General features: G+C 57.6%; 21 protein-coding genes and 1 tRNA gene. 12 read left to right on the top strand and 10 right to left on the bottom strand.

Annotated features, from left to right (window positions below):
• Positions 1-250 precede the first annotated feature (250 nt).
• Both K3727_07755 and K3727_07750 read left to right on the top strand, forming a co-directional pair.
• On the top strand, positions 251-868 hold the full coding sequence (locus K3727_07755) for a sulfotransferase family protein (protein ID UWQ92663.1): 618 nt from the start codon (positions 251-253) through the stop codon (positions 866-868).
• A gap of 609 nt (positions 869-1477) precedes the next feature.
• A complete protein-coding gene (locus K3727_07750; protein ID UWQ92662.1) occupies positions 1478-3337 on the top strand; it encodes an amidohydrolase in 1860 nt (619 codons plus the stop codon).
• Positions 3338-3739: 402 nt separating this feature from the next.
• Here the strand turns inward: K3727_07750 and K3727_07745 are convergent.
• A tRNA-Leu gene (locus K3727_07745) sits at positions 3740-3826 on the bottom strand.
• 156 nt (positions 3827-3982) lie between these two features.
• On the opposite strand from K3727_07745, the gene K3727_07740 reads away from it, so the two are divergent.
• Both K3727_07740 and lipB read left to right on the top strand, forming a co-directional pair.
• Entirely contained in the window at positions 3983-4639 is a 657-nt protein-coding gene (locus K3727_07740) for a DsbA family oxidoreductase (protein UWQ92661.1), read from the top strand.
• 31 nt (positions 4640-4670) lie between these two features.
• Entirely contained in the window at positions 4671-5327 is a 657-nt protein-coding gene (gene lipB, locus K3727_07735) for a lipoyl(octanoyl) transferase LipB (protein ID UWQ92660.1), read from the top strand.
• A 6-nt stretch (positions 5328-5333) separates the two neighbouring features.
• Here the strand turns inward: lipB and K3727_07730 are convergent, their stop codons facing one another.
• From K3727_07730 to K3727_07715, 4 genes are all read right to left on the bottom strand, one after another.
• A complete protein-coding gene (locus tag K3727_07730; protein ID UWQ92659.1) occupies positions 5334-5723 on the bottom strand; it encodes a hypothetical protein in 390 nt (129 codons plus the stop codon).
• Positions 5720-6139: an alpha/beta hydrolase gene (locus tag K3727_07725; GenBank protein ID UWQ92658.1), complete on the bottom strand. Its 420-nt coding sequence runs from the start codon at positions 6137-6139 to the stop codon at positions 5720-5722. The genes K3727_07730 and K3727_07725 overlap by 4 nt, the downstream gene beginning before the upstream one ends.
• Entirely contained in the window at positions 6136-6777 is a 642-nt protein-coding gene (locus K3727_07720; protein ID UWQ92657.1) for a hypothetical protein, read from the bottom strand. The genes K3727_07725 and K3727_07720 overlap by 4 nt, the downstream gene beginning before the upstream one ends.
• 551 nt (positions 6778-7328) lie before the next feature.
• Positions 7329-7742, bottom strand: a complete 414-nt coding sequence (locus K3727_07715; protein UWQ92656.1) for an HIT family protein — start codon at positions 7740-7742, stop codon at positions 7329-7331.
• A 282-nt stretch (positions 7743-8024) separates the two neighbouring features.
• Between K3727_07715 and ctaD the strand changes: the two genes are divergently transcribed.
• The 3 genes from ctaD (at position 8025) to K3727_07700 (ending at position 11577) form a co-directional block, all read left to right on the top strand.
• Entirely contained in the window at positions 8025-9695 is a 1671-nt protein-coding gene (gene ctaD / locus K3727_07710; protein UWQ92655.1) for a cytochrome c oxidase subunit I, read from the top strand.
• Positions 9696-9932: 237 nt separating this feature from the next.
• Complete coding sequence (locus tag K3727_07705) at positions 9933-10952, top strand: porin (protein ID UWQ92654.1); 1020 nt, start codon at positions 9933-9935, stop codon at positions 10950-10952.
• 139 nt (positions 10953-11091) lie between these two features.
• Positions 11092-11577: a DUF2244 domain-containing protein gene (locus tag K3727_07700; GenBank protein UWQ92653.1), complete on the top strand. Its 486-nt coding sequence runs from the start codon at positions 11092-11094 to the stop codon at positions 11575-11577.
• Positions 11578-11715: 138 nt separating this feature from the next.
• Here the strand turns inward: K3727_07700 and K3727_07695 are convergent, their stop codons facing one another.
• A complete protein-coding gene (locus K3727_07695; GenBank protein ID UWQ92652.1) occupies positions 11716-12198 on the bottom strand; it encodes a GatB/YqeY domain-containing protein in 483 nt (160 codons plus the stop codon).
• Positions 12199-12385: 187 nt separating this feature from the next.
• Between K3727_07695 and carA the strand changes: the two genes are divergently transcribed.
• Together carA and K3727_07685 are read left to right on the top strand one after the other, a co-directional pair.
• Positions 12386-13549 (top strand): glutamine-hydrolyzing carbamoyl-phosphate synthase small subunit, encoded by a 1164-nt coding sequence (carA, locus tag K3727_07690; protein ID UWQ92651.1) that lies wholly within the window; start codon positions 12386-12388, stop codon positions 13547-13549.
• Between the two features lie 180 nt (positions 13550-13729).
• On the top strand, positions 13730-15613 hold the full coding sequence (locus tag K3727_07685; GenBank protein ID UWQ92650.1) for a glycosyltransferase: 1884 nt from the start codon (positions 13730-13732) through the stop codon (positions 15611-15613).
• Here K3727_07685 and K3727_07680 read toward each other — a convergent pair whose 3' ends face one another.
• Positions 15614-16264, bottom strand: coding sequence for a GntR family transcriptional regulator (locus K3727_07680; protein UWQ92649.1), 651 nt, complete (start codon positions 16262-16264; stop codon positions 15614-15616).
• A gap of 145 nt (positions 16265-16409) precedes the next feature.
• On the opposite strand from K3727_07680, the gene K3727_07675 reads away from it, so the two are divergent.
• A complete protein-coding gene (locus K3727_07675; GenBank protein ID UWQ92648.1) occupies positions 16410-17057 on the top strand; it encodes a pyrimidine 5'-nucleotidase in 648 nt (215 codons plus the stop codon).
• 79 nt (positions 17058-17136) lie between these two features.
• Complete coding sequence (locus K3727_07670; GenBank protein ID UWQ92647.1) at positions 17137-18336, top strand: UbiH/UbiF family hydroxylase; 1200 nt, start codon at positions 17137-17139, stop codon at positions 18334-18336.
• Positions 18337-18408: 72 nt separating this feature from the next.
• On the opposite strand, the gene K3727_07665 is transcribed toward K3727_07670, so the two are convergent.
• The 3 genes from K3727_07665 to K3727_07655 all read right to left on the bottom strand — a co-directional run bounded on the left by K3727_07665 (position 18409) and on the right by K3727_07655 (position 20661).
• Positions 18409-19533 carry an aminotransferase class V-fold PLP-dependent enzyme gene (locus K3727_07665; protein UWQ92646.1) on the bottom strand — a complete coding sequence of 375 codons (1125 nt, stop codon included), beginning with the start codon at positions 19531-19533 and terminating at the stop codon, positions 18409-18411.
• Positions 19534-19750: 217 nt separating this feature from the next.
• A complete protein-coding gene (locus K3727_07660; protein ID UWQ92645.1) occupies positions 19751-20209 on the bottom strand; it encodes an Lrp/AsnC family transcriptional regulator in 459 nt (152 codons plus the stop codon).
• Positions 20206-20661, bottom strand: a complete 456-nt coding sequence (locus K3727_07655) for an Lrp/AsnC family transcriptional regulator (GenBank protein UWQ92644.1) — start codon at positions 20659-20661, stop codon at positions 20206-20208. The genes K3727_07660 and K3727_07655 overlap by 4 nt, the downstream gene beginning before the upstream one ends.
• Positions 20662-20793: 132 nt before the next feature.
• Between K3727_07655 and ilvC the strand changes: the two genes are divergently transcribed.
• Positions 20794-21816: a ketol-acid reductoisomerase gene (gene ilvC, locus K3727_07650; GenBank protein UWQ92643.1), complete on the top strand. Its 1023-nt coding sequence runs from the start codon at positions 20794-20796 to the stop codon at positions 21814-21816.
• Positions 21817-21847 lie beyond the last annotated feature (31 nt).

Below are 21847 nucleotides of genomic sequence, written 5' to 3'. Positions count from 1 at the left end.
CAGGGGCAGCCGCAGCGCAGCGTTCAACAAGCCGGGTAACGGCAGATTTGGGCCGTCCGTATCGCTGGCGTTTTGCCCATGCTGCAACCGATCCAATGGCAGCAGAGAGCCCTGGTTGCCCTCAAAACCGGCGATAGCCTATCGCTGCTGCCGCGCCCCGTGGGAATACTTTGACACCGAGACCTGAGCGGCGTCTATTGAGGCAGCCAGTCGGCCCAATTTCAAGGCACCAACAGGTTTGGAGATTTTCATGACACTAAACGTTATTGGAACTGGATTTGGCAGGACTGGCACCGATTCAATGCGCACCGCTTTGAACATTCTTGGCGTCGGGCCTACGCACCATATGTTCGAGCTTGAAGAGGGGACGCCACTAAGGCAGCCATGGCTTGATCTTGCCAAAGGTGCCGAGCCGGACTGGGAATTGCTGTTTACCGGCTATCACGCCTGCGTCGACTGGCCTTCTGCTCACTACTGGCGGACTTTGATAGATGAATATCCCGATGCGAAAGTGCTGCTGACGCTGCGTTCGGCGGAAAGCTGGTGGACCAGTTTTGAGGCAACGCTTTTGAAACACTTCCAAAGTGGTGATGATCCGGACGGGCTAGGTGTATTGTTGGTCGCTGAGCAGGTTTTTGGCGGGCGTCCAGACGACCGGGGTCACGCCATTGCGACCTATAACCGGAACACGGAAGAGGTTATCGAGACTGTCGACCCAGAGCGGCTGTTGGTTCATAATCTTGGCGACGGGTGGGATCCGCTGTGCAACTGGTTGGGGATTTCTGTCCCCGAGATCAGTTATCCGATGGGAAACACCACCAAGGACTTGAATAAGCGCCTGACTGACAAACACATTGGCCGTTCATAGGTCTGCCTCCCGCGATTTAGCGAATTGACGGAACGTGTGACGACAGTCTTGGCCATTGGTTCCAATAATTCATGATTCCCCACGAGAGCACCTGTGACCTGAAACTCGACGCGCGGCCCACGGCCAGACTACGGGTAAATGCGCATTTGCACCAAAACCATTCAATGGCAGCTATTGTCTCGCGCTATGGCCCCTCACCCTTCGAAAATGCGGCACGATGCGTGAATGGCCAATCTCGGGAAGCCGCAACGCGGCACCGGCGCTACTGATGGACGGCGGGCGTGGGCCGAGCGCGTGACTTTGCAAAATCCGCTTCTACACACAGCAGCTATTGACGGCCAGAACAGCATCCAAGGCGTGGGTCGGTGCGGCTGCTCCCAACCCGAAACGGACACACGGCCCTAGATGCGGATTTGCGAAAGCGGACCTTCACCGCGCGCGTCGAAAATGGGTAGACGCTGGAAACATTTACCAAACGGAATATGGTCGACCTCACCTTTAGACTGCCATTTTTTGGAGTTTATTTGAAGTCTCCTATATGCCAGCTTTAGTCATGTCGGCGGTCAACTTTGTGCCCGTGTTCTTTTGCGATTTTTGAGGGAAGACATAATGAAACATGAACTCTATGGCTGTCCGTGTTGCAGTGGCACATTTGGGGGACTCTTTTCCGTTAACAACACTGTACGTAATCTGAAAGAGGAAGCCGCCAGTGAGAACGGATGGTCTTGCAACTGGGGGATCGACTGGGCGCGCTTTGGCCGACGGGACTTTCTCAAATCTGGCGCGGCCTTTGCCGGGCTGTCAACGCTGTTGCCAAACGGGGGCCAAGCGCAGTCCGCAACATCTACGCAGGCCACCACAGTATTCACCAACGGCAATATCCTCACGGTAGACGACGATTTTTCGGAAGCCGAAGCGATTGCTTTGCGTGGAAACCGGATTTTGGCTGTTGGGAGTGATGGCGAGGTCCGCGCCGTGGCCGGTGCAGATGCCAACATAATCGATCTGGGTGGCAAGACAGTGCTGCCAGGGTTTATCGACGCACATACTCACGTTGTGTCTGGTTCGGTGGTGGATGCCATTATGGAATACGTTGGCATGGCCCGCTATTCCACCGTCGCTGAAGTGCTCGATCATATTGCGCAGCGGGTGGCAGAAACACCGGCTGGCGACTGGCTGGTGTTCCGCAATTTTGACCCTGCCGTGCAGGAAGGGGCTGACGCTCTGACCTTCGCGGATCTTGACCCAATTTCAACCGAGCACCCGATTTTTGTCCTGAACGCCTCTGGCCATTTGGCCTATGCCAATTCCAAGGCCTTTGAAGTCTCTGGCGTGACCAATGATGTCGAAGATCCCCCAGGGGGAGAGTTCGTGCGGGACGCAGAGGGCAAGCTGACCGGTACGATGAAGAACAACGTCGCGTTTTTAAAGATCGCGGAAAACTACCCCGCGATGGCGGAGGTGAACCCGGTTGAGGGTCTGCTTGGGCTGTTGGACAAGTGGGCGAAATTTGGCCTGACAACAGTTTCTGAGCTCAGCCTTGGTGCATTGGCACAGTCCCCTGCAGACGCCCAGGTCATGGCCGCCGCGGCACAATCTGGGCGCATGAACGCGCGCATTCGGGCTTATCCGTTCTATACTATCGGGGCTGAGGCTTGGGACGAAGCCAAGGTCATGCAAGGCGATGGAAATGCGCTTGCGCGTATTGCAGGCTATAAGCTTGTCGCCGATGGCTCCAACCAAGGGTTTACCGGCCTGCAACGCGACCCCTATCTGGACAGCGACAATCGAGGCTTGGCCTATATGCAGCCCGACGAACTGACCGCCGCCGCGCTTGAGAGGGCCAGTAAGGGCTGGCACTTGGCGATCCATGGCAATGGCGATGCCGCTATCGACAATATCCTCGACACCTGCGAGGCGCTACGAGAGGCAGGGATCGACATGTCCCGCGTCCGCCCACGGATCGAACACTGTTCGATCCTTCATGATGAACAGATCGCGCGGATGAAGGATCTCGGTGTCTCTGCAAGCTTCCTGATCGGCCACGTTCATTTCTGGGGCATCGCCATGCGTGACGAGGTTTTTGGCGAAGAAAAAGTACAGCTTCTCGACCGCTGCCGCAGTGTCGACGAAGCAGGTGTTGGCTTCACATTGCACTCGGACTTTATGGTGACTGATCCGGACCCCTTGCACATGATCGAGATGGCAGTGACCCGGCGCACCTGGAAAGAACCAGACTATATTCTTGCGCCTCAAGAGACGATTTCAGTGGAGACTGCCATTCGCGCCATGACTTCGGAAGCCGCTTGGCAGCTTTTCTCTGATCACGAAGTTGGAAGTTTGGAACCCGGAAAACTGGCGGATATGGTAATCCTTGATCAGGATCCACGTGACGTTGACCCAAATGAGATCAAGGCGATCAATGTTCTTGAAACCTGGATGGACGGACGGCAAGTTTTTCAGGCTTGAGCTCTTCAATTTTGCGGTGCTTGGCAACGGTTTGACGCCTGCTCAAGGGGGTGCAACGGTGAAGTTTCTGTGGGGCTCCCAACCGGCTTTAACCGCACACGACATGAACGGCCGCTGTCGGCAAATGGCCTACACTTTGCAAACTCCGCTTTCTGCGCATTTCTGCCTTCAAGTCGACTTGCCGTGAACCACCGGAATCAGCACTCATTCCAGGCATCTTTTTCATGACGGCTATCCACCTTTTTACAGCGGCCTGATTATCGGTCATCCTGGTGATAGGACGACAGTATCCGCGATGATCTAAGTGCTGAAAGGGGAAAGGGGAAAGGGGAAAGGCAAGGTGGACGCGAAACACTACCACTCCATCAAGCACTTAAAGATATTAGAAATTTTTATTTTAGTTGGTGCGGTCGAGAAGACTCGAACTTCCACTCCGGTTAAGGAACAGCGACCTCAACGCTGCGCGTCTACCAATTCCGCCACGACCGCACTGTCTTAGGCTTGGTACGGGGCGATATAGACGAGCTGGATAAGGTTGTGAAGAGGCAAATCACTTCTTTTTCAAGCGGGTTGAAATAATGATCCCGGCCGTTATCTGCAACTGTGTTGCAGCGCTGCAATCCCCTTGTTGGAGAACCCCGCCAGATGACTACCACGACTGCCGCCACTGTTCAGGTCGATATTATTTCCGACGTTGTGTGCCCCTGGTGCATTGTCGGGTTCCGCCAGCTCAGTCAGGCACTGGAACGCGAAGGAATTCGTGCGGCGGTACGTTGGCATCCTTTCGAACTCAACCCTGACATGGGCATCGACGGGCAGAATCTGCGCGAACACCTGATGCAAAAATATGGGATCAGCGCTGAGGACAGCATCGCGGCACGGCAACGGTTGACGGATCTGGGTGCAGATCTGGGGATTGCCTTCAACTTTACTGATGAGATGCGCATGGTGAACACCTTTCGCGCCCATCAGCTGTTGGACTGGGCCGAAGACAGCGACAAACAGACTGACCTGAAACAGGCGCTGTTTGCAGCCTATTTCACCAAAGGGCTGGATGTATCCGACAGCGATGTCCTGGTGGGCATGGCGGAGTCGGTCGGGCTAGATCCGGACGAAGCCCGACGGCTTCTGAACAGTGGCGAGCGCGCACAACAGGTTCGCCAGAAACAACAATTCTGGACCTCGCGCGGGATTACGGGTGTTCCTGCCATGGTTTTTGCAGGCAAATATCTGGTCACGGGCGCGCAGGGCACTGACGCCTATGCCGATGTTCTGACGCGCTGCCAGGCAGAGGCGGCTTGAGCCTGTGGGCACGCTGGCATAAGCAGTGAGCATGGTTGAATGGATCACAACAGACGGGCTGACCGATTACGAAACGGCTGTCGCCTTTATGGAAACGCGCGCAGCAGACATTGCTGCGGGTGAAGCGGATGAATGTATCTGGCTGGTCGAGCACCCGCCGCTGTATACCGCTGGCACCAGCGCCAAACGCGAAGATCTGACAGATCCCGATCGGTTCCCTGTCTACGACAGCAAACGCGGCGGGCAATATACCTATCATGGGCCCGGACAGCGGGTGGTCTATGTTATGCTTGATGTCGGCAAACGCGGTCATGATGTGCGCCGCTTTGTCGCCCAGCTGGAACGCTGGGTGATTCTGGCACTGGAAGAATTCAATGTCACCGGCCATATCCGCGACGGGCGTGTCGGAGTATGGGTCGTGCGCGACGACAAACCTGTGACCGTCACCGGGCACCCCAGCGAAGACAAGATCGCCGCCATCGGCATCCGCCTACGTAAATGGGTCAGCTTTCATGGCATTTCGATCAATGTAGACCCGGACCTGGGCCATTTTGGCGGCATTGTCCCCTGTGGCATCACTGAACACGGTGTCACCAGCCTGGTAGACTTGGGTCTGCCTGTGGTGATGGACGATTTGGACGTCGCCCTTCGGCGCGGGTTCGACACTGTCTTTGGTGGCTCCGACTGATTCAGATCACCGATGCAAGGCCGCGATTTCGCCAAGCGCGGCAAACACGAGATCGGGACGTTCATAAAACAAAAGCTGCCCGGCATCTTGCAGAACACGCACTTGCACTTCGGGCCAGCGCGTCATTGCCTGGGTGACGCGATGCGCGCGGTTCACCATATCCTGCCCGCCATGCAGATAGATGCCCGGCACCATAGCGCCCCGAACCAACTCCCCCCAATCCCGCACCGCCCAATAGGAAGCACAGGCAAATCCCGCAACGCCTTGCTGAACGGACAGACGATAGCCACCCTGGATCAGGGACCCTGACGCCAACGGCTGGATCGTCCGTCGGTCCGTGCTCCCCTTGGGGAATTGCACATCCATAAAGCCATCCCCATCATGGCTGTCGATCATTGCAACCCCTGCCCGCAACACCGCAGGCAACAAAGAGGGGTATATCGCGCTGTATAGGCGATCGCCCGCACGCGGGCAGACATGGACGAAATATCACCCAGCCGGGTGACCGGAGCCCCGCTGGAAACAGCCACCAACCCGGCCACGCGATCCCGCGACCGATGCGCCAGGACATGCCCATAAATCCCGCCTGCCAGATGCCCCAGCAGGATCGGCTTTGCCAGCCTCTCGCTTTTGATCAGGCCAGCAATCTGTTCGGTCACACGATCCATCATCTCATTGGCATTCGTGACTGGATCACTCAGACCGAACCCCGGCCGCATCGGTGCCAAAACCTGATAGTTCTCATGTTGCACCCTGCCTTGCAGACATCGCAAAACCGCTGTCCCGTCCAACATACCATGCAAAAAGATCACCGGAATGCCTTTAGGGTTTCCTGCGTGAAACACCTGGACCTTGCAGCCAGCCCGCGAACCCCGCACTTCGCCGGGCAACAACCCCGGCGGCCCCTGATCATCTGCTGCATTCGAAACCTGATTGCTGAGACATGCAACCAGACGGATCTATTCGATCGGCCCCGGTGCCCCTGTCCTGGCCAGAACCATTGGATCTGGGTACGCACTGTATGTTCCGAATTGTCGGTTGCCGCCGAAATCTCGCTCGGCGTCAGGCCGTCCAAAAGATGCCCGGTAACCTCCGCCTCGCCGCGTGTCAGATCAAAGGCTTCTGCCAACACCTGCGCGACGTGCGCCGTCCACTGAAAATCCAAAGCCATGATCAACAAACAGGGCCGGTGCCCCCCTGCCCGTCCTGGCGTGCCGCCATTGTGCGACTGCCACGCTATCAGATGGCGCGGCTGGGTCCTGGCCCTCAGAACAGCCGGTGTCAGCATTTTGACCGACTGTTCGTGCAACTGGTCGACCATCCGGTCCAGCACCTGACAAGATTGACCGGTGATCTGTGCATGCAGGTCCGCCAGCGCCCCGGCTCCGGCCATCCAGATCTGCGCCGCCTCGCTGGCTGCCCGCAGCAGTCCGTCTTCGGATACCGCCAAATCAACCCATTGGACCGGCGAACGCTATCCAGAATGTCGGTTTGCGGCACCAGACATTCCATATTCTCAAACATTCTTTGGGCTTGGGTGAAATGCTGGTGCAGGTTGGCATCCGGCCCCGCCTGCTCCAGATCACCACTGGCCTCAAACCCGTCCGATAGGGCGTCGCCCAGATCCTACGCGACCGTATCGTGCAAATGGCGCGACCACAGGTCCAGGAATGTTTCGAACTGTGCCGGGTTGATCACAGATTCATAGATCGTCGACACCACCTGTGCGCGTGTGATCCGACGTGTCGCCATGGTTCCCGTGTGTCGGTTGCTGCACCTGAAGCCCATAGACCTGTCAAAAAACCTACATATTGATCCGTTATTAACGCCACAGGGTCAGAACGGATCTATCCCGTCGATCTTATCGCGGCCCGAACAAATGGGAACCGGTTAGGTTTCTCATCTCGAATTTTGATCGGTAACGCATAACACTGCAAGTTTTTCAGCACAGCCCGCCGCTCCGCACATTTGCGGGGCGGCAATTTTTGTTGCGCCCCGGATTCAGAGCGCGGATCTGATCTGATCGGCATGCCCGGCAATGACGTCAAAGTCGCCCATTTGACCCGGTGCCCGCAGGCTGACCCCGTCATGACGCGGCAGAACGTGGAAATGCAGGTGGAACACTTCCTGTCCGCCTGCCGCTTCGTTGAACTGCTGAATGGTAACCCCATCGGCCGAAAACGCCCGCAACACGGTCTGTGCCATTTTCTGAACCGTGGACATGACCGCCGCCAATTGTTCGGGGCTGGCGTCCAGAACATTCCGGCAGGGCGTTTTGGGGATCACCAGCAGATGCCCGTCGGCCCGCGGCATGATATCCATAAAGGCAAAGGTGTCGTCATCTTCATACACCTTGTTGGACGGAATTTCGCCGCGCAGGATCTTGGCAAAGATATTGTCGGGGTCGTAGGTCATGAAAACGTTTCCTTGGTCATATCTGTCATATGTTTTCTGCGGCCCAGGTGGGGCAAGGTCAAGCCATGCAACTCGAACGCTCTGGATCAGAATTGCCGATTTCCCCCCTTGAATCTCGCCGGACCGTCTCCACATCAAGCAGGCGCGGCAATTTATCTTGATCCAGATCAAACTCGGCCATTGAAGCGGGTCGCCTGAAACTCTAAAACTCATGTGAATCTAGGCGCATTGGGTCCTGCTGGGGTCCGATGTGCCTTTCGACATGCAACAGGAGGCACCTAAATGGCAGACGCAGCCATTCATGGTCACGGGCACGAGGACGAACGGAGTTTCTTTACCCGTTGGTTCATGAGCACCAACCACAAGGATATTGGTATCCTTTATTTGATCGTTTCGGCGATCGTCGGCCTGATCTCGGTCACTTTCACCGTCTACATGCGGTTGGAACTGATGGACCCGGGCGTACAGTACATGTGTATGGAAGGTGCGCGTCTGTTCGCATCTGCCGCTGAATGTACTCCCAATGGCCATCTGTGGAACGTGCTGATCACCGCGCACGGCATCCTGATGATGTTCTTTGTGGTCATCCCTGCCCTGTTTGGCGGTTTTGGCAACTATTTCATGCCGTTGCAGATCGGTGCGCCGGACATGGCGTTCCCGCGGATGAACAACCTCAGCTTCTGGCTGTATGTTGCGGGCACCTCGCTGGCCGTGGCTTCGGTCCTGGCTCCGGGTGGCAATGACCAGTTGGGTTCGGGTGTCGGCTGGGTTCTGTACCCGCCGCTATCGACCAACGAAGGCGGTTTCTCGATGGACCTGGCGATTTTCGCGGTTCACGTCTCGGGTGCCTCTTCGATCCTGGGCGCGATCAACATGATCACCACCTTCCTGAACATGCGTGCCCCGGGCATGACCCTGTTCAAGGTGCCGCTGTTCAGCTGGTCGATCTTTGTCACTTCGTGGCTGATTCTGCTGTCGTTGCCGGTTCTGGCGGGTGCAATCACCATGTTGCTGATGGACCGCAACTTTGGTTTCACTTTCTTTGATCCTGCCGGTGGCGGTGATCCGATCCTGTATCAGCACATCCTGTGGTTCTTTGGTCACCCCGAAGTTTACATCGTGATCCTGCCCGGGTTCGGCATCATTTCGCACGTCATTGCGACCTTCTCGCGCAAGCCGGTCTTTGGCTATTTGCCAATGGTCTGGGCGATCATCGCGATTGGTGCGTTGGGCTTTGTCGTGTGGGCACACCACATGTACACCGTCGGCATGTCGCTGAACCAACAGGCCTACTTTATGCTGGCCACGATGGTCATCGCGGTTCCGACAGGGGTCAAGATCTTTAGCTGGATTGCCACCATGTGGGGCGGGTCGGTCGAGTTCAAAACCCCAATGCTGTTCGCCTTTGGCTTCCTGGTTGTTTTCACCGCAGGTGGTGTGACCGGTGTGGTTCTGAGCCAGGCTGGCGTCGACCGCGCCTATCATGACACTTACTATGTGGTTGCGCACTTCCACTATGTAATGTCGTTGGGTGCTGTCTTTGCGATCTTTGCCGGGATGTACTTTTACTTTGGCAAGATGACCGGTCGTCAGTATTCGGAATTCTGGGGCAAAATCCACTTCTGGCTGTTCTTTATCGGTGCCAACCTGACCTTCTTCCCACAGCACTTCCTGGGTCGTCAGGGCATGCCGCGCCGTTATATCGACTATCCCGAAGCCTTTGCTCAGTGGAACTATGTGTCTTCGATCGGTGCATTCATTGCCTTTGCTTCGTTCATTCTTTTCTTTGGTATCGTCATCCACGCCTTGCTGCGCGGTGCCCGTATCACCGAAAACAACTATTGGAATGAATACGCAGATACGCTGGAATGGACCCTGCCATCGCCGCCGCCCGAACACACGTTCGAGCAGCTGCCAAAGCAGGAAGATTGGGACAAGAGCCCCGCACACTGATCCGGCTCTGACCAATGAAATACAAAAGGCCCCGCAATGCGGGGCCTTTTTTGTTGGTCACGATCCGTTTCGAGAAAAGGGACCTTATCAGAATTGACACAGCCCCAATTTCATTTTTCACAAACTGTGTATTTTGGGGCCATTTAGGGGTATTCAAATAACTATTTAGTGATGGATGAGGGCGCGGAAACAATGAAAACGTCGAGCCGATTAACAGTCTTAGCCAGCTCCCTTTTTTTGACATTCGAACCTGGTGCCGTGCTGGGACAGGACAGCTCTCCGCTCACCCTGGATCTGGGACATGGCGTGACGATCACACCCTATGGATACATCAAGGCTGACGCCATATGGGACGACGGCTTTGATCTTGGCGGCACGACGAGCGGGCTCAAGAACATCGGGCTACCCGCCGGCGGGCCTCCGGGCAGTTATAACCGGCAACAGCTGAATGACACCCGCATCGGGTTTGACGTTCGCGGACCCGACAATCTTTTTGCGCGGTTCGAAGGCGACTTTTTCGGAGCCAATGATTCACTGCGCCTGAGACATGCCTATATTGATTGGTACGGCTTCATGGTCGGCCAGAACTGGACCAATTTCATGTCGGTCGAGAACATTGCCGATACCGTCGATCTGCAAACCTCTCTGGGCTATCCGTTGGCCCGATTGCCACAAGTGCGGTACACATTCCAGGGCTGGGGCAACACGAGCCTTTCTGCCTCGGTCGAACAGGACAAGAGCAATTCAAGCGATCTCGCCTATACGCTGGCACTGCGGCACGGGTTGAACAACGGCATGGTCCGGGTGTCCGGCCTGTGGCGCGACACGACCATCAGCGGCGCTGTGGTCGAAGGCTGGGGGCTGAATTTTTCGACTGTGCTGGGTCTCTGGCAAGGTGGCAAGCTCAAGGCCAACTTTACCACTGGCGAAGGCATTGCGGATATCATCAATGCTGGGCTGACTGGAAATGCGCTGACAATCGGCGGAAATGCCGTGGGCGTCAATTCGGCAGCATTGACCGTAACCCAACAGGTCAACCCCAAGCTCAAACTGGCTGCAACGGTTGACTGGATGAACGTCAATCAGGCCTTTGGAACAGATACGGATCGGTTGACTTCGATGCACCTGTCGGCGTTTTTCACGCTGCGCAAGAACACCACGCTGATGGCCGAATACTTTACGGTCAACCGCACACAGGGAAACGGGGCATCCTTTGATTCGGATCGTCTGCAGTTGGCTGTGAAATACGCCTTCTGATCCCGGCCTCGACCAACGCCCCCTCGTTTGCAGTCGCCTCAAATGGTCCCTGGGTGCACAATCGCCAGCCTGGCTTGGGACATCCCCCGACCATCAGAAGGCTCGACACCCGTACATCACGTGCTAGAACCACCCCAAGATGCCCTATCAATGGAACACGACCTCATCCACCGAACCGCTTCAGGTGTTGCAGCTGTGGCCCCACCAATCACTGCCGCCCAAGGCGCACAAGTGGTTCATTCTGGGGACTGCGGTGTTGATTGCTCTCCCCCTCCTGCCCTTTCTGGGAACTGTCGTTCTGTGGGGGTTATTGCCCTTTCTGACGCTGGCGGTCTTGGGAATGTGGTACGCTCTGGATCGCAATCGCCACGACCAAAAAATCCTCGAAATCCTGGAACTCGGCCCGCAAGAAGCGCGGCTGGAGCGCCACAATCCACACGGAGCGATGCAGGATTGGTCCTGCAACCGCTATTGGACCACAGTTGAAATGCATGAACAGGGCGGCCCGGTGCCCTATTACATCACACTACGCGGCAATGGTCGTGAGGTCGAAATCGGTGCCTTTTTGTCCGAGGACGAGCGCAAGGCCCTGTATCACGAACTCTCACACCGCATTCGAAGCTGAGAGGCCGCCTGTGCGGACCCAAACCGTCGAATCGAATCGCACGGTCGGACAGTTGGTCCCGACATCGGAAAGCCCGCGAAACCAATGGTCCCGGACTTCCTTTGGTTCATGCCGTGATGCATGGGAAAATCGGGCCGGTTAACAGCCCTGACCGCCACCGGCACACAGCTGGTCCTTGACCATCGGGCCGACTTTGCCAAAGTCCATCTGACCCGTATAGCGGCTTTTCAGCTCTCCCATGACCTTGCCCATGTCGCGGATAGATCCGGCACCGGTCTTGGCCACGGCTGCCCGTACGGCGTCCTCGACTTCGTCGTCATCCAATTGCTTGGGCAGAAATTCTTCAATTACCCCAATCTCTTGAAGCTCGCGTTCGGCCAAATCCAGGCGACCGCCCTCTTCATAGGCGCGCGCGCTTTCGCGGCGCTGTTTGGTCATCTTGTCCAGAATGGCAAGAACTTCGTCGTCACCAACTCCGGTGCCTTCATCGTTGCCACCACGAGATGCAATGTCCTTGTCCTTGATTGCTGCATTGATCAGCCGCAAGGTCGACAACCGCTGAGCGGCCTTGTCTTTCATTGCCTGTTTCAGGGCCGTGTTGACCCGCGTGCGCATGTCCATTTTCAGTTGTCCATCCCCATGGATATTCGAACTGCCAACAATACCGGAACAAATTGGCTGACACAACCATGCACCATTTCCCCTAAGTCATTGTTTTCAAACAACCTAGCAAAAAAACCATGGCCTTGACCCGCGCGCCCCTGCCCCGTACAAGCCCATGAATTTAGCCCACATGGAGAGTCGTGCAATGGCCCTGACCGCACCGCCCAAGCCCACCGCATGTCTGGCACTCGCCGACGGTACCGTGTTCTATGGCATCGGGTTCGGCGCCACAGGACAGACCGTGGCCGAACTATGCTTCAACACGGCAATGACCGGCTATCAGGAAATCATGACCGACCCCTCCTATGCCGGGCAGATCGTCACCTTTACCTTTCCGCACATCGGCAATGTGGGTGTGAACCCCGATGACGATGAAACCGCGGACCCGGTTGCCGCCGGCATGGTTGTGAAATGGGATCCCACGCTGGCTTCGAACTGGCGTACCACCGAAGAGCTCAAGTCCTGGCTGGAGCGCACCGGACGTATCGCCATTGGGGGCGTGGATACGCGCCGCCTGACCCGTGCGATCCGCCAACAGGGTGCTCCGCATGTGGCATTGGCCCACGATCCAGACGGCAATTTTGATGTCGAGGCGCTGGTCGCCGCGGCCCGTGCCTGGCCCGGCCTCGAAGGGATGGATCTGGCCAAGGACGTCACCTGTGCCCAATCCTATCGCTGGAATGAAATGCGGTGGGCATGGCCCGATGGTTACGCCAGCCAACAGACACCGGCACACAAGGTCGTCGCCGTGGATTATGGTGCCAAGCGCAACATTCTGCGCTGTCTTGCCTCGGCAGGTTGCGATGTAACCGTATTGCCTGCCACGGCAACTGCGGCAGAGGTAATGGCCCACAACCCCGATGGCGTGTTTCTGTCCAACGGCCCCGGCGATCCGGCTGCAACAGGCGAATACGCCGTGCCGATGATCAAGGAAATCCTGAACGACACCGACATTCCGGTCTTTGGCATCTGCCTGGGTCATCAGATGCTGGCGTTGGCGTTGGGTGCCAAAACGATCAAAATGAACCACGGCCATCACGGTGCCAACCACCCGGTCAAGGACCACGACACCGGCAAGGTCGAGATCACCTCGATGAACCACGGGTTTGCGGTCGATGCTCAGACCCTGCCCGATGGTGTGATCGAAACGCATACGTCGCTGTTTGATGGGTCAAACTGCGGCATCCGCATGGCTGATCGCCCGGTGTATTCGGTCCAGCACCATCCCGAAGCCAGCCCGGGCCCACAGGACAGCTTTTATCTGTTCGAACGTTTTGCCGAAGCGATGGCCGCCCGCAAATCTGCCTGACCCCCGTAAATCTGCGTGGGCAAAGACAAACAACTATGAATGAACTCAAACACCCGCTCCGGCGGGTGTTTTGCGTACCCCTCCCGTCAATCCCGCCCCGAAACTGGGAAAGACCTTATGCTTTAACCCGCTGTTAACCCTGATTCGGCCACTCTCGGGCAAAGGGCTTGGGTTGACGGCATGAGTGAACAAAATCTGCGGCTTTTACGGCCTACTCCGATGGAGCTGGCCGATCAGCCCCGGTTGCCACTGGGGCGATATCTGGTCGACAATGGCGTCATCAGCCAGGACCAGCTGATCCGCGCTTTGGAAATGCAATTGCGGCTTGGGGCACCGATAGGGGAACTGTTGGTTGCCGAAGGATGGGCTGACCCGCGCGATATCCAGTTCGCGCTGGCGCAGCAACACGGGCTTCAACAGGTGACCTTGCATCCGCGCACTGGCGACGATCGTCTGCTGTCCACAAAATCCGCGCAATTCTGGCTGCATCACGGTGTTGTGCCCTGGATGCGACTGGGATCAACGGTGTTGATCGCAACCTCCAGGCCCGACCGGTTTGACGCTCTGCTGCCCGAATTTGAAACGGTTTTCCCTGATGTGGCCCCGGTTCTCGCCACCGAGACGGAAATTGCCGCCTTTGTTGCCTCGCATTTCACGCCCGATCTGGCCCGGGCGGCCAGTGCACGGGTTGCGGGAAAATACAGCTGCCGCACCTGGGATAGCCGGGTGCATCGCTATGTCGGTCTGTGCCTGCCGCTGTTGATGGGTGTTTTGTTCTGGGCCTTTCCTCTGACGCTGTTCACCATAGGGTGCATCCTGGCGCTTTTTACGCTGTGTCTGTTCACCTCGCTGAAAGCCGCCGGGTTCGCCATGCATCTTGCGACGCATGGGTTCATTGCTGCCCCTGTGTCGCCGCCCCCTGTGTCAAACGCACGATTGCCCAAGATTTCGGTGCTGGTGCCGCTCTACAAGGAGAAGGCCATTGCCCGCGCACTGGTCAAACGCCTCAGCCGGCTGACCTATCCCAAATCGCTTTTGGACGTGATCCTGGTTCTGGAAGAGCACGACCACGTGACCCGGGACACATTGGCCCAAACCGATCTTCCAGCATGGATGCGGGTCATCGAAGTCCCCACCCACAATGGGTTGACCACCAAACCCCGTGCCATGAACTATGCGCTGGATTTCTGCCGCGGCGACATCGTGGGTGTTTGGGATGCCGAGGATGCCCCGACCCCGGACCAATTGGAAATGGTCGCCGACCGATTTGCCCATGCGGACGATGACGTCGTTTGCCTGCAAGGGGTTCTGGACTATTACAATCCGCGCTCCAACTGGCTCAGCCGCTGTTTCACCATCGAATACTCCAGCTGGTTCCGCATTGTCCTTCCTGGCATTGCGCACCTGGGTCTCGTGGTTCCGCTGGGCGGCACCACACTGTTTTTCAAACGCGAGATCCTGGAGCAACTGGGGGGGTGGGATGCCCATAATGTCACCGAGGACGCCGATCTGGGCGTGCGTCTGTGCCGCGCCGGGTACCGGACCGAGCTGATCGAAACCGCCACCTATGAAGAGGCCAATTGCCGCCCCTGGCCGTGGGTCAAACAGCGTTCACGTTGGCTCAAGGGATTCATGGTCACCTATCTGGTGCACATGCGAAACCCGATCGAGCTGTGGCAAGATCTGGGGCTGAAACGGTTTCTGGGATTTCAGGCGTTTTTTCTTGGCACATTGGGACAATTCCTGCTCGCCCCGCTGTTGTGGTCCTTCTGGCTGATCCTGCTGGGCCTGCCCCATCCTGCCGCCGACATGTTGCCCCCGCATGTTCTGAACTTTGGCACCGGCGTTTTGATGCTGTTCGAAGTGCTGGCGATCGGGATCGGCATGACAGCCGTTTCATCGTCAAATCGCCGCTATCTGATCCCTTGGGTTTTGACCATCATGGCCTATTTTCCGCTGGGGGTCTTTGCGGCGTACAAGGCGCTATACGAACTGATCTGGTGCCCGTTCTTCTGGGACAAAACCGAACACGGTCATGCAGGATCCGAATGCGAAACGATCTGATCAGCTTTTGATCCGCTTTTTCGCATCCTGTTTCAACCGAGTCATGAAGGCGACAGAGATATGTTCCTTGAGCGCCTCGGCCGCCGCGTCTTCATCGCGCGCGGCAATGGCCGCTACGATCCCGTCGTGTTCATTCTGGGCAATTTCGCCCCGCCCCTCGGCCGCCAATGACGTGGTTGCCATCAACGCCATGGTGCGGTGCACAAGATCCAGTTGCTGCACCAGATACCGGTTGTGCGACGCCAGGTGGATCTGCTCGTGGAACCGACGGTTTGCCTTGGCCAATTCGGTCGGATTGCCGACCAGTGCATTGTCGGTCTCCACCATCTCCCTGAGCACCTTGACCTCTTCTTCGGTCGCATGTCGGGCGGCAAGCCGCGCGGCCAGCCCCTCCAATTCCCGTCGCACCATATACAGTTCGGCCATCTGGTTGTGGTCCAGCGAGGCCACGATCAGCGATCGGCCATCCCGTTCCAACAGTGACTGGGTTTCCAGACGCTGCAGCGCCTCGCGGATCGGAGTGCGAGACACGCCAAACCGCTCGGCCAGATCGCTTTCCACCAGCCGATCACCGGGCTTGTAGACCCCGACGTCGATCGCTTCGAGGATCAGGGCATAGGCATCTTTCTGGGTCGGGCGGCTGCTGTTCATGGCGTCCTCGTGTCATCGGTTGGACATGTCTACAGGTCGGGTCCGTCGGCAATCAAGCCTTGGGTTGCAGATTGACACAATTCCCTTGCGCGATTTGGTGGCACTTTGATTGCCAAGCCCCCGGCCCTGCCCTACATCTCGGGGCATGGTAAAAACATCTTTTTCACATGTCGGGGAATGGGTCTTTGACCTTGACCACACATTGTACCCACCGCATATGCAGCTGTTTGATCAGATCGAAGTCAAGATGACCGGCTATGTGATGGAGCAGTTGAACGTGGGGCGGCCCGAAGCCGATCGCCTGCGCCATCATTATTGGCGCACCTATGGCACAACTTTGGCGGGGTTGATGCGCGAACATGGCGTCGATCCCGACCCCTATCTGATCGAAGTCCACGACGTGTCCATGGAGCATATGGAGCCTGACCCGGATCTGGCCGCCTATATCCGTGACCTTCCAGGGACCAAGATTGTGTATACCAACGGATCGGCCCCCTATGCGGAACGCGTGTTGCAAGCCCGTGGCTTGAGCGGGCTGTTTGATGGCATCTATGGCGTCGAACACGCCGACTATCACCCCAAACCGGAACGTCAGGCGTTTGACACCGTGTTTGCCCAGGCGGGCATCACCCCGACGCGGGCCGCCATGTTCGAAGACGATCAACGCAATCTGGCCGCGCCCCATGCCATGGGAATGCGCACCGTACATGTGGCCCCGGCCCGCCATGATGGCGACCACATCCACCACCACACAGACGACCTGACTGGATTCCTGCGCAAGATCGTGACCTGAGCCCCCGTGACCGGATGTCACTTGCCATTCCCCGGTTCAGAGGCCTAGATCAATCACAAGGGCAAAAAGGGCACAGATCATGGCCGACACAACATGTGACATACTGGTTTCCGGCGGCGGAATTGCCGGGCTGACAGCGGCAGCGGCCTTTGGCGCGGCCGGCTTTACCGTGGTCTGTGTGGATCCCACAGCGCCCGTCACCGAACGCGACGTGGCCGGATCGGACATGCGAACCACTGCGTTTTTGCAGCCAGCCAAGGCATTGCTGGAAGACTGCGGCCTGTGGGCCCGGCTGAAGGACCACGCAGCCCCGCTCCAGGTCATGCGGATTGTGGATGCGGGTGGCGATACACCCGCCCCCCGCGTGATCAAGGATTTCAACGCCGCCGACATTTCGGACCAGCCATTTGGATGGAACCTGCCCAACTGGCTGTTGCGACGCGAGATGGTCGCACGTCTGGCAGACCTGCCCAATGTCGAATTTCGCCCCGGCATCGGCACTCGTTCGCTGTTTACCCGCACCGCGCAGGCCCGCGTCGGGCTGAGCGACGGCAACCGAGTCACCTGCAAGCTTGTGGTGGCCTGTGACGGGCGCGGCTCTCCCATGCGGGAGGCGGCCGGGATCACTGTCAAAACCACCCGTTATGGGCAAAAGGCACTGGCCTTTGCCAGCACGCACCCGATTGCGCATCAGAATGTATCGACCGAAATTCACCGCTCGGGCGGGCCCTTCACTTTGGTTCCGCTCCCCGATTATCAGGGTCAGCCGTCTTCGGCGATTGTCTGGATGGAGCGGGGACCGCGTGCTCAGGAGCTGTTTGATCTGGAGGTCGCAGACTTTGAGGCCGCGATGACCGAACGCAGCTGTGGCCTGTTCGGCGATCTGAAGCTGGCATCCCGTCGGACCATCTGGCCGATCATCAGTCAGTCGGCGGACCGGTTAAACGGCGAGCGACTGGCCCTGATGGCGGAGGCTGCACATGTGGTGCCTCCGATCGGGGCGCAGGGGTTGAACATGTCGCTGGGCGATCTGCGAACACTCTTGAAGCTGGCACAAGACCGCCCCGAAGGTTTGGGGGACGTGCAGATGTTAGAGGCGTATCACAAAGCCAGACACAATGAGATCCAGTTGCGGGTCAAGGGGATCGACCTTCTGAACCGCACATCCATGCTGGAAGCGCAGCCCTTGCGGGATGCCCGTGCCATGGGATTGAACGCGCTGTATTCATTGGCCCCGGTGCGCAAGACATTGATGCAGATGGGTCTGGGCGTGACGTAAGAAAACCGGCTTTCCCGATGGGAAAGCCGGTGCCTCCGGCGGAGGTATTTTTCACCAGAAAGAAGCCGCAGATCAGAGAACCTGATCAATCGCCCACTGCAGACGCGCGATCGTGGCATCGACATCATAGAGTTTGTCGAGCCCGAACAGCCCGAGGCGGAAGGTACGAAAATCCGCAGGTTCGTCGCATTGCAGCGGCACGCCCGCAGCGATCTGCATACCCAAAGCACCAAATTTCTTGCCGTTCTGGATTTCGGGATCGCCGGTATAGCTGACCACCACACCCGGCGCGCCAAACCCATCGGCCGCGACCGAGGTCACGCCCTTGTCCGCCAACATCGCCCGCACGCCATTGCCCAAGGCCCATTGCGCATCACGCAGTTTAGTGAACCCATATTCGCGAGTTTCCAACATGGTATCGCGGAAGTCGCGCAGCGCATCCGTCGGCATGGTGGCATGATAGGCGTGGCCACCGTCCTCATAGGCCTTCATGATCGTGCGCCACTGTTTCAGGTTGATCGCGAAGCTGTCCGAGGTGGTTTCCTCGAGCCGCGCAAGCGCGCGATCGGAGAACATCACCAAACCCGCGCAGGGCGATGCGCTCCAGCCTTTTTGCGGGGCCGAGATCAAGATATCGACACCAGTGGCTTCCATGTCGATCCAGGCACACCCGCTGGCGATACAGTCCAGCACCATCAACGCGCCAACGTCGTGGGCGGCCGACGCCATCGCGGTCACATAGTCGTCGGGCAGGATCACGCCGGCAGCGGTTTCCACATGCGGCGCAAACACCACGTCTGGTTTCTGCTCACGGATCGCCGCAACGACTTCGTCAATCGGTGCAGGCGTGAACGGTGATGGGGTCGAATTGCCGGTCTGGCGCGCCTTCATCACCGTGGCCGAGGCCGTTAGCCCACCGGATTCGAAAATCTGGCTCCAGCGATAGGAAAACCACCCGTTGCGCACCACCAGCGCATTGGCACCGCGCGCGAATTGACGGGCGACGGCCTCCATCGCGTAGGTCCCACCACCGGGGATCACGGCTGTGGCCTTGGCGTTATACACCTCTTTCAGCATGGCATCAATGTCCAGCATAACCTGTTGAAAGGTCTTGGACATGTGGTTCAGTGACCGGTCAGTGAAAACCACCGAGAATTCATCCAACCCTGTCGGGTCCACCGTGTTCAAAAGTGCCATCTGGCTCTCCCTGTTTTTCTTCTGCCAAACGGCTAGCGCTCCGCGACCATATTGGCAAAGTCTACTTTTGCATGTAGGCCGTACCCGGGCCTGTTCAATTCGGGATACTGGCGAGGCACCCTATCAAAAGACAGCCCATAGACGACAAGGTTATGCGTCTTTTGCGCCAAATCGTTTCGCATCGGCGCAAAAGGTTTCCGCCGGTGCCTGACAGAGGTTATCCCAAAGGGCCTGGGCGACGTTCTTCGGAGAGCAGCACATTCGCCTCCACATCCCCGACCCCGGGCAATGTCATGACCCTGCGCCGCAGAACCCGTTCGAAATCGGCGATATCGCGGGCAGTGACGCGCAGGCGGTAGTCGTACATGCCCAACACATGTTCCACCGTCTGCACCTCGGGGATGGCAGACACCGCGCGTTCAAAATCTTCGAGACTCACCCGACCCTTGGTGGCGAGCTTGATCCCCAGAAAGACGGTCACGCCAAACCCCAGCTTCTCCCGGTCCAGATCCAGCCTGCGTCCGGCAATAATCCCGGCCTCGGTCAACCTGCGAATCCGTCGCCAGGTTGCGGGCTGGCTGAGCCCATACCGACGCCCCAAAGCGCCTGCAGATTGCTTGGCATCCTGTGCCAAGGCCCGCAACAGGGCGTGGTCGATGTCGTCCAGGTCCATCATAGAGGCAGGCTTTCGTCGGATTTCACACGGCTGACCAACATCAACGCTTCGATATCCGCAATATGGGGCAGCGTCAGGATGCGGGTACGATAGACCTGTTGGTAATGTGCCATATCGCGCGCGATCACCGACAGCCGCACATCGACACGCCCCAGAAAGGTCTGGATCTCTATCACTTCGGCAATATCACGCGCTGCTATGATAAAGTCGTCAAAGGCCCGGGTCTGGGTCTTGTCCAGCGTCACCCGCAACGATACCTCGACCGCATATCCCAGCGCCTGCCAGTTGATCACCGCGCGCTGCCCCCGCAAGACACCTGTTTCGGACAGCTTGTCCAATCGGCGGGACAGGCGGGAAACCGTCAGCCCCAGACGGTCCGCCATGTCAGGCGACGAGAGTGTCGGGTCCGCCTGCATGTGGCGCAGAATTCGTCTGTCGAGATCATCCAGCATGAAATTCACGCTATATTAAATTTTAGCGAATGAAAATGTCACAAAATTCAGAATATTCATGCGGAATTCAGGTCGATTTCCCCGAAACACACCCTATGATCGCCGCCAGACACAAACAAAGGGACGTGAAACATGCGCGTTTATTACGATCGCGATTGCGATATCAACCTGATCAAAGACAAGAAAGTCGCCATCCTGGGTTATGGCTCGCAGGGTCACGCCCACGCGCTGAACCTGCGCGACAGCGGTGCCAAGAACCTTGTCGTCGCCCTACGCGAAGGCTCGGCCTCGGCCAAGAAAGCTGAAGGCGAAGGCCTGACCGTCATGGGTATCGCCGAAGCGGCAGCCTGGTGTGACGTGATCATGTTCACCATGCCCGACGAACTGCAGGCTGAAACTTACAAAAAATACGTCCACGACAACATCAAGCCAGGCTCTGCCATCGCATTCGCCCACGGCCTGAACGTGCACTTTGGCCTGATCGAGCCCAAAGAAGGCATCGACGTCATCATGATGGCCCCCAAAGGCCCCGGCCACACCGTGCGCGGCGAATACACCAAAGGCGGCGGCGTGCCCTGCCTGGTGGCTGTGGACCACGATGCATCCGGCAAAGCGCTGGAAATCGGCTTGTCCTATTGCTCGGCCATCGGTGGCGGTCGTTCCGGCATCATTGAAACCAACTTCCGCGAAGAATGCGAAACCGACCTGTTCGGCGAACAGGCTGTTCTGTGCGGCGGTTTGGTCGAACTGATCCGTTGCGGGTTCGAAACTCTGGTCGAAGCTGGTTACGCACCGGAAATGGCCTATTTCGAATGTCTGCACGAAGTGAAGCTGATCGTTGACCTGATCTATGAAGGCGGCATCGCCAACATGGATTACTCGATCTCGAACACTGCCGAATACGGCCAGTACGTGACCGGCCCGCGCATCCTGAAGTACGACGAAACAAAGGCCCGCATGAAGGAAGTCCTGAACGACATCCAGCAGGGTAAATTCGTCCGTGACTTCATGTTGGAAAATGCCGTTGGTCAGCCGACCATCAAAGCATCGCGTCGTGCCAATGACGAACACATGATCGAAGAAACCGGTGCGAAACTGCGCGGCATGATGCCGTGGATTTCTGCTGGCAAAATGGTTGACAAAGAAAAGAACTAAGCCTCACACAGGACTAGTTCGCCTATCTCGG

The organism is Rhodobacteraceae bacterium M382 (genome assembly GCA_025141015.1).
In the GTDB taxonomy this organism is placed as follows: Bacteria; Pseudomonadota; Alphaproteobacteria; order Rhodobacterales; family Rhodobacteraceae; genus Aliisedimentitalea; species Aliisedimentitalea scapharcae.
Note: the sequence above shows the minus strand (reverse complement) of the source record. Positions and strands in the feature narration are given on the sequence as shown.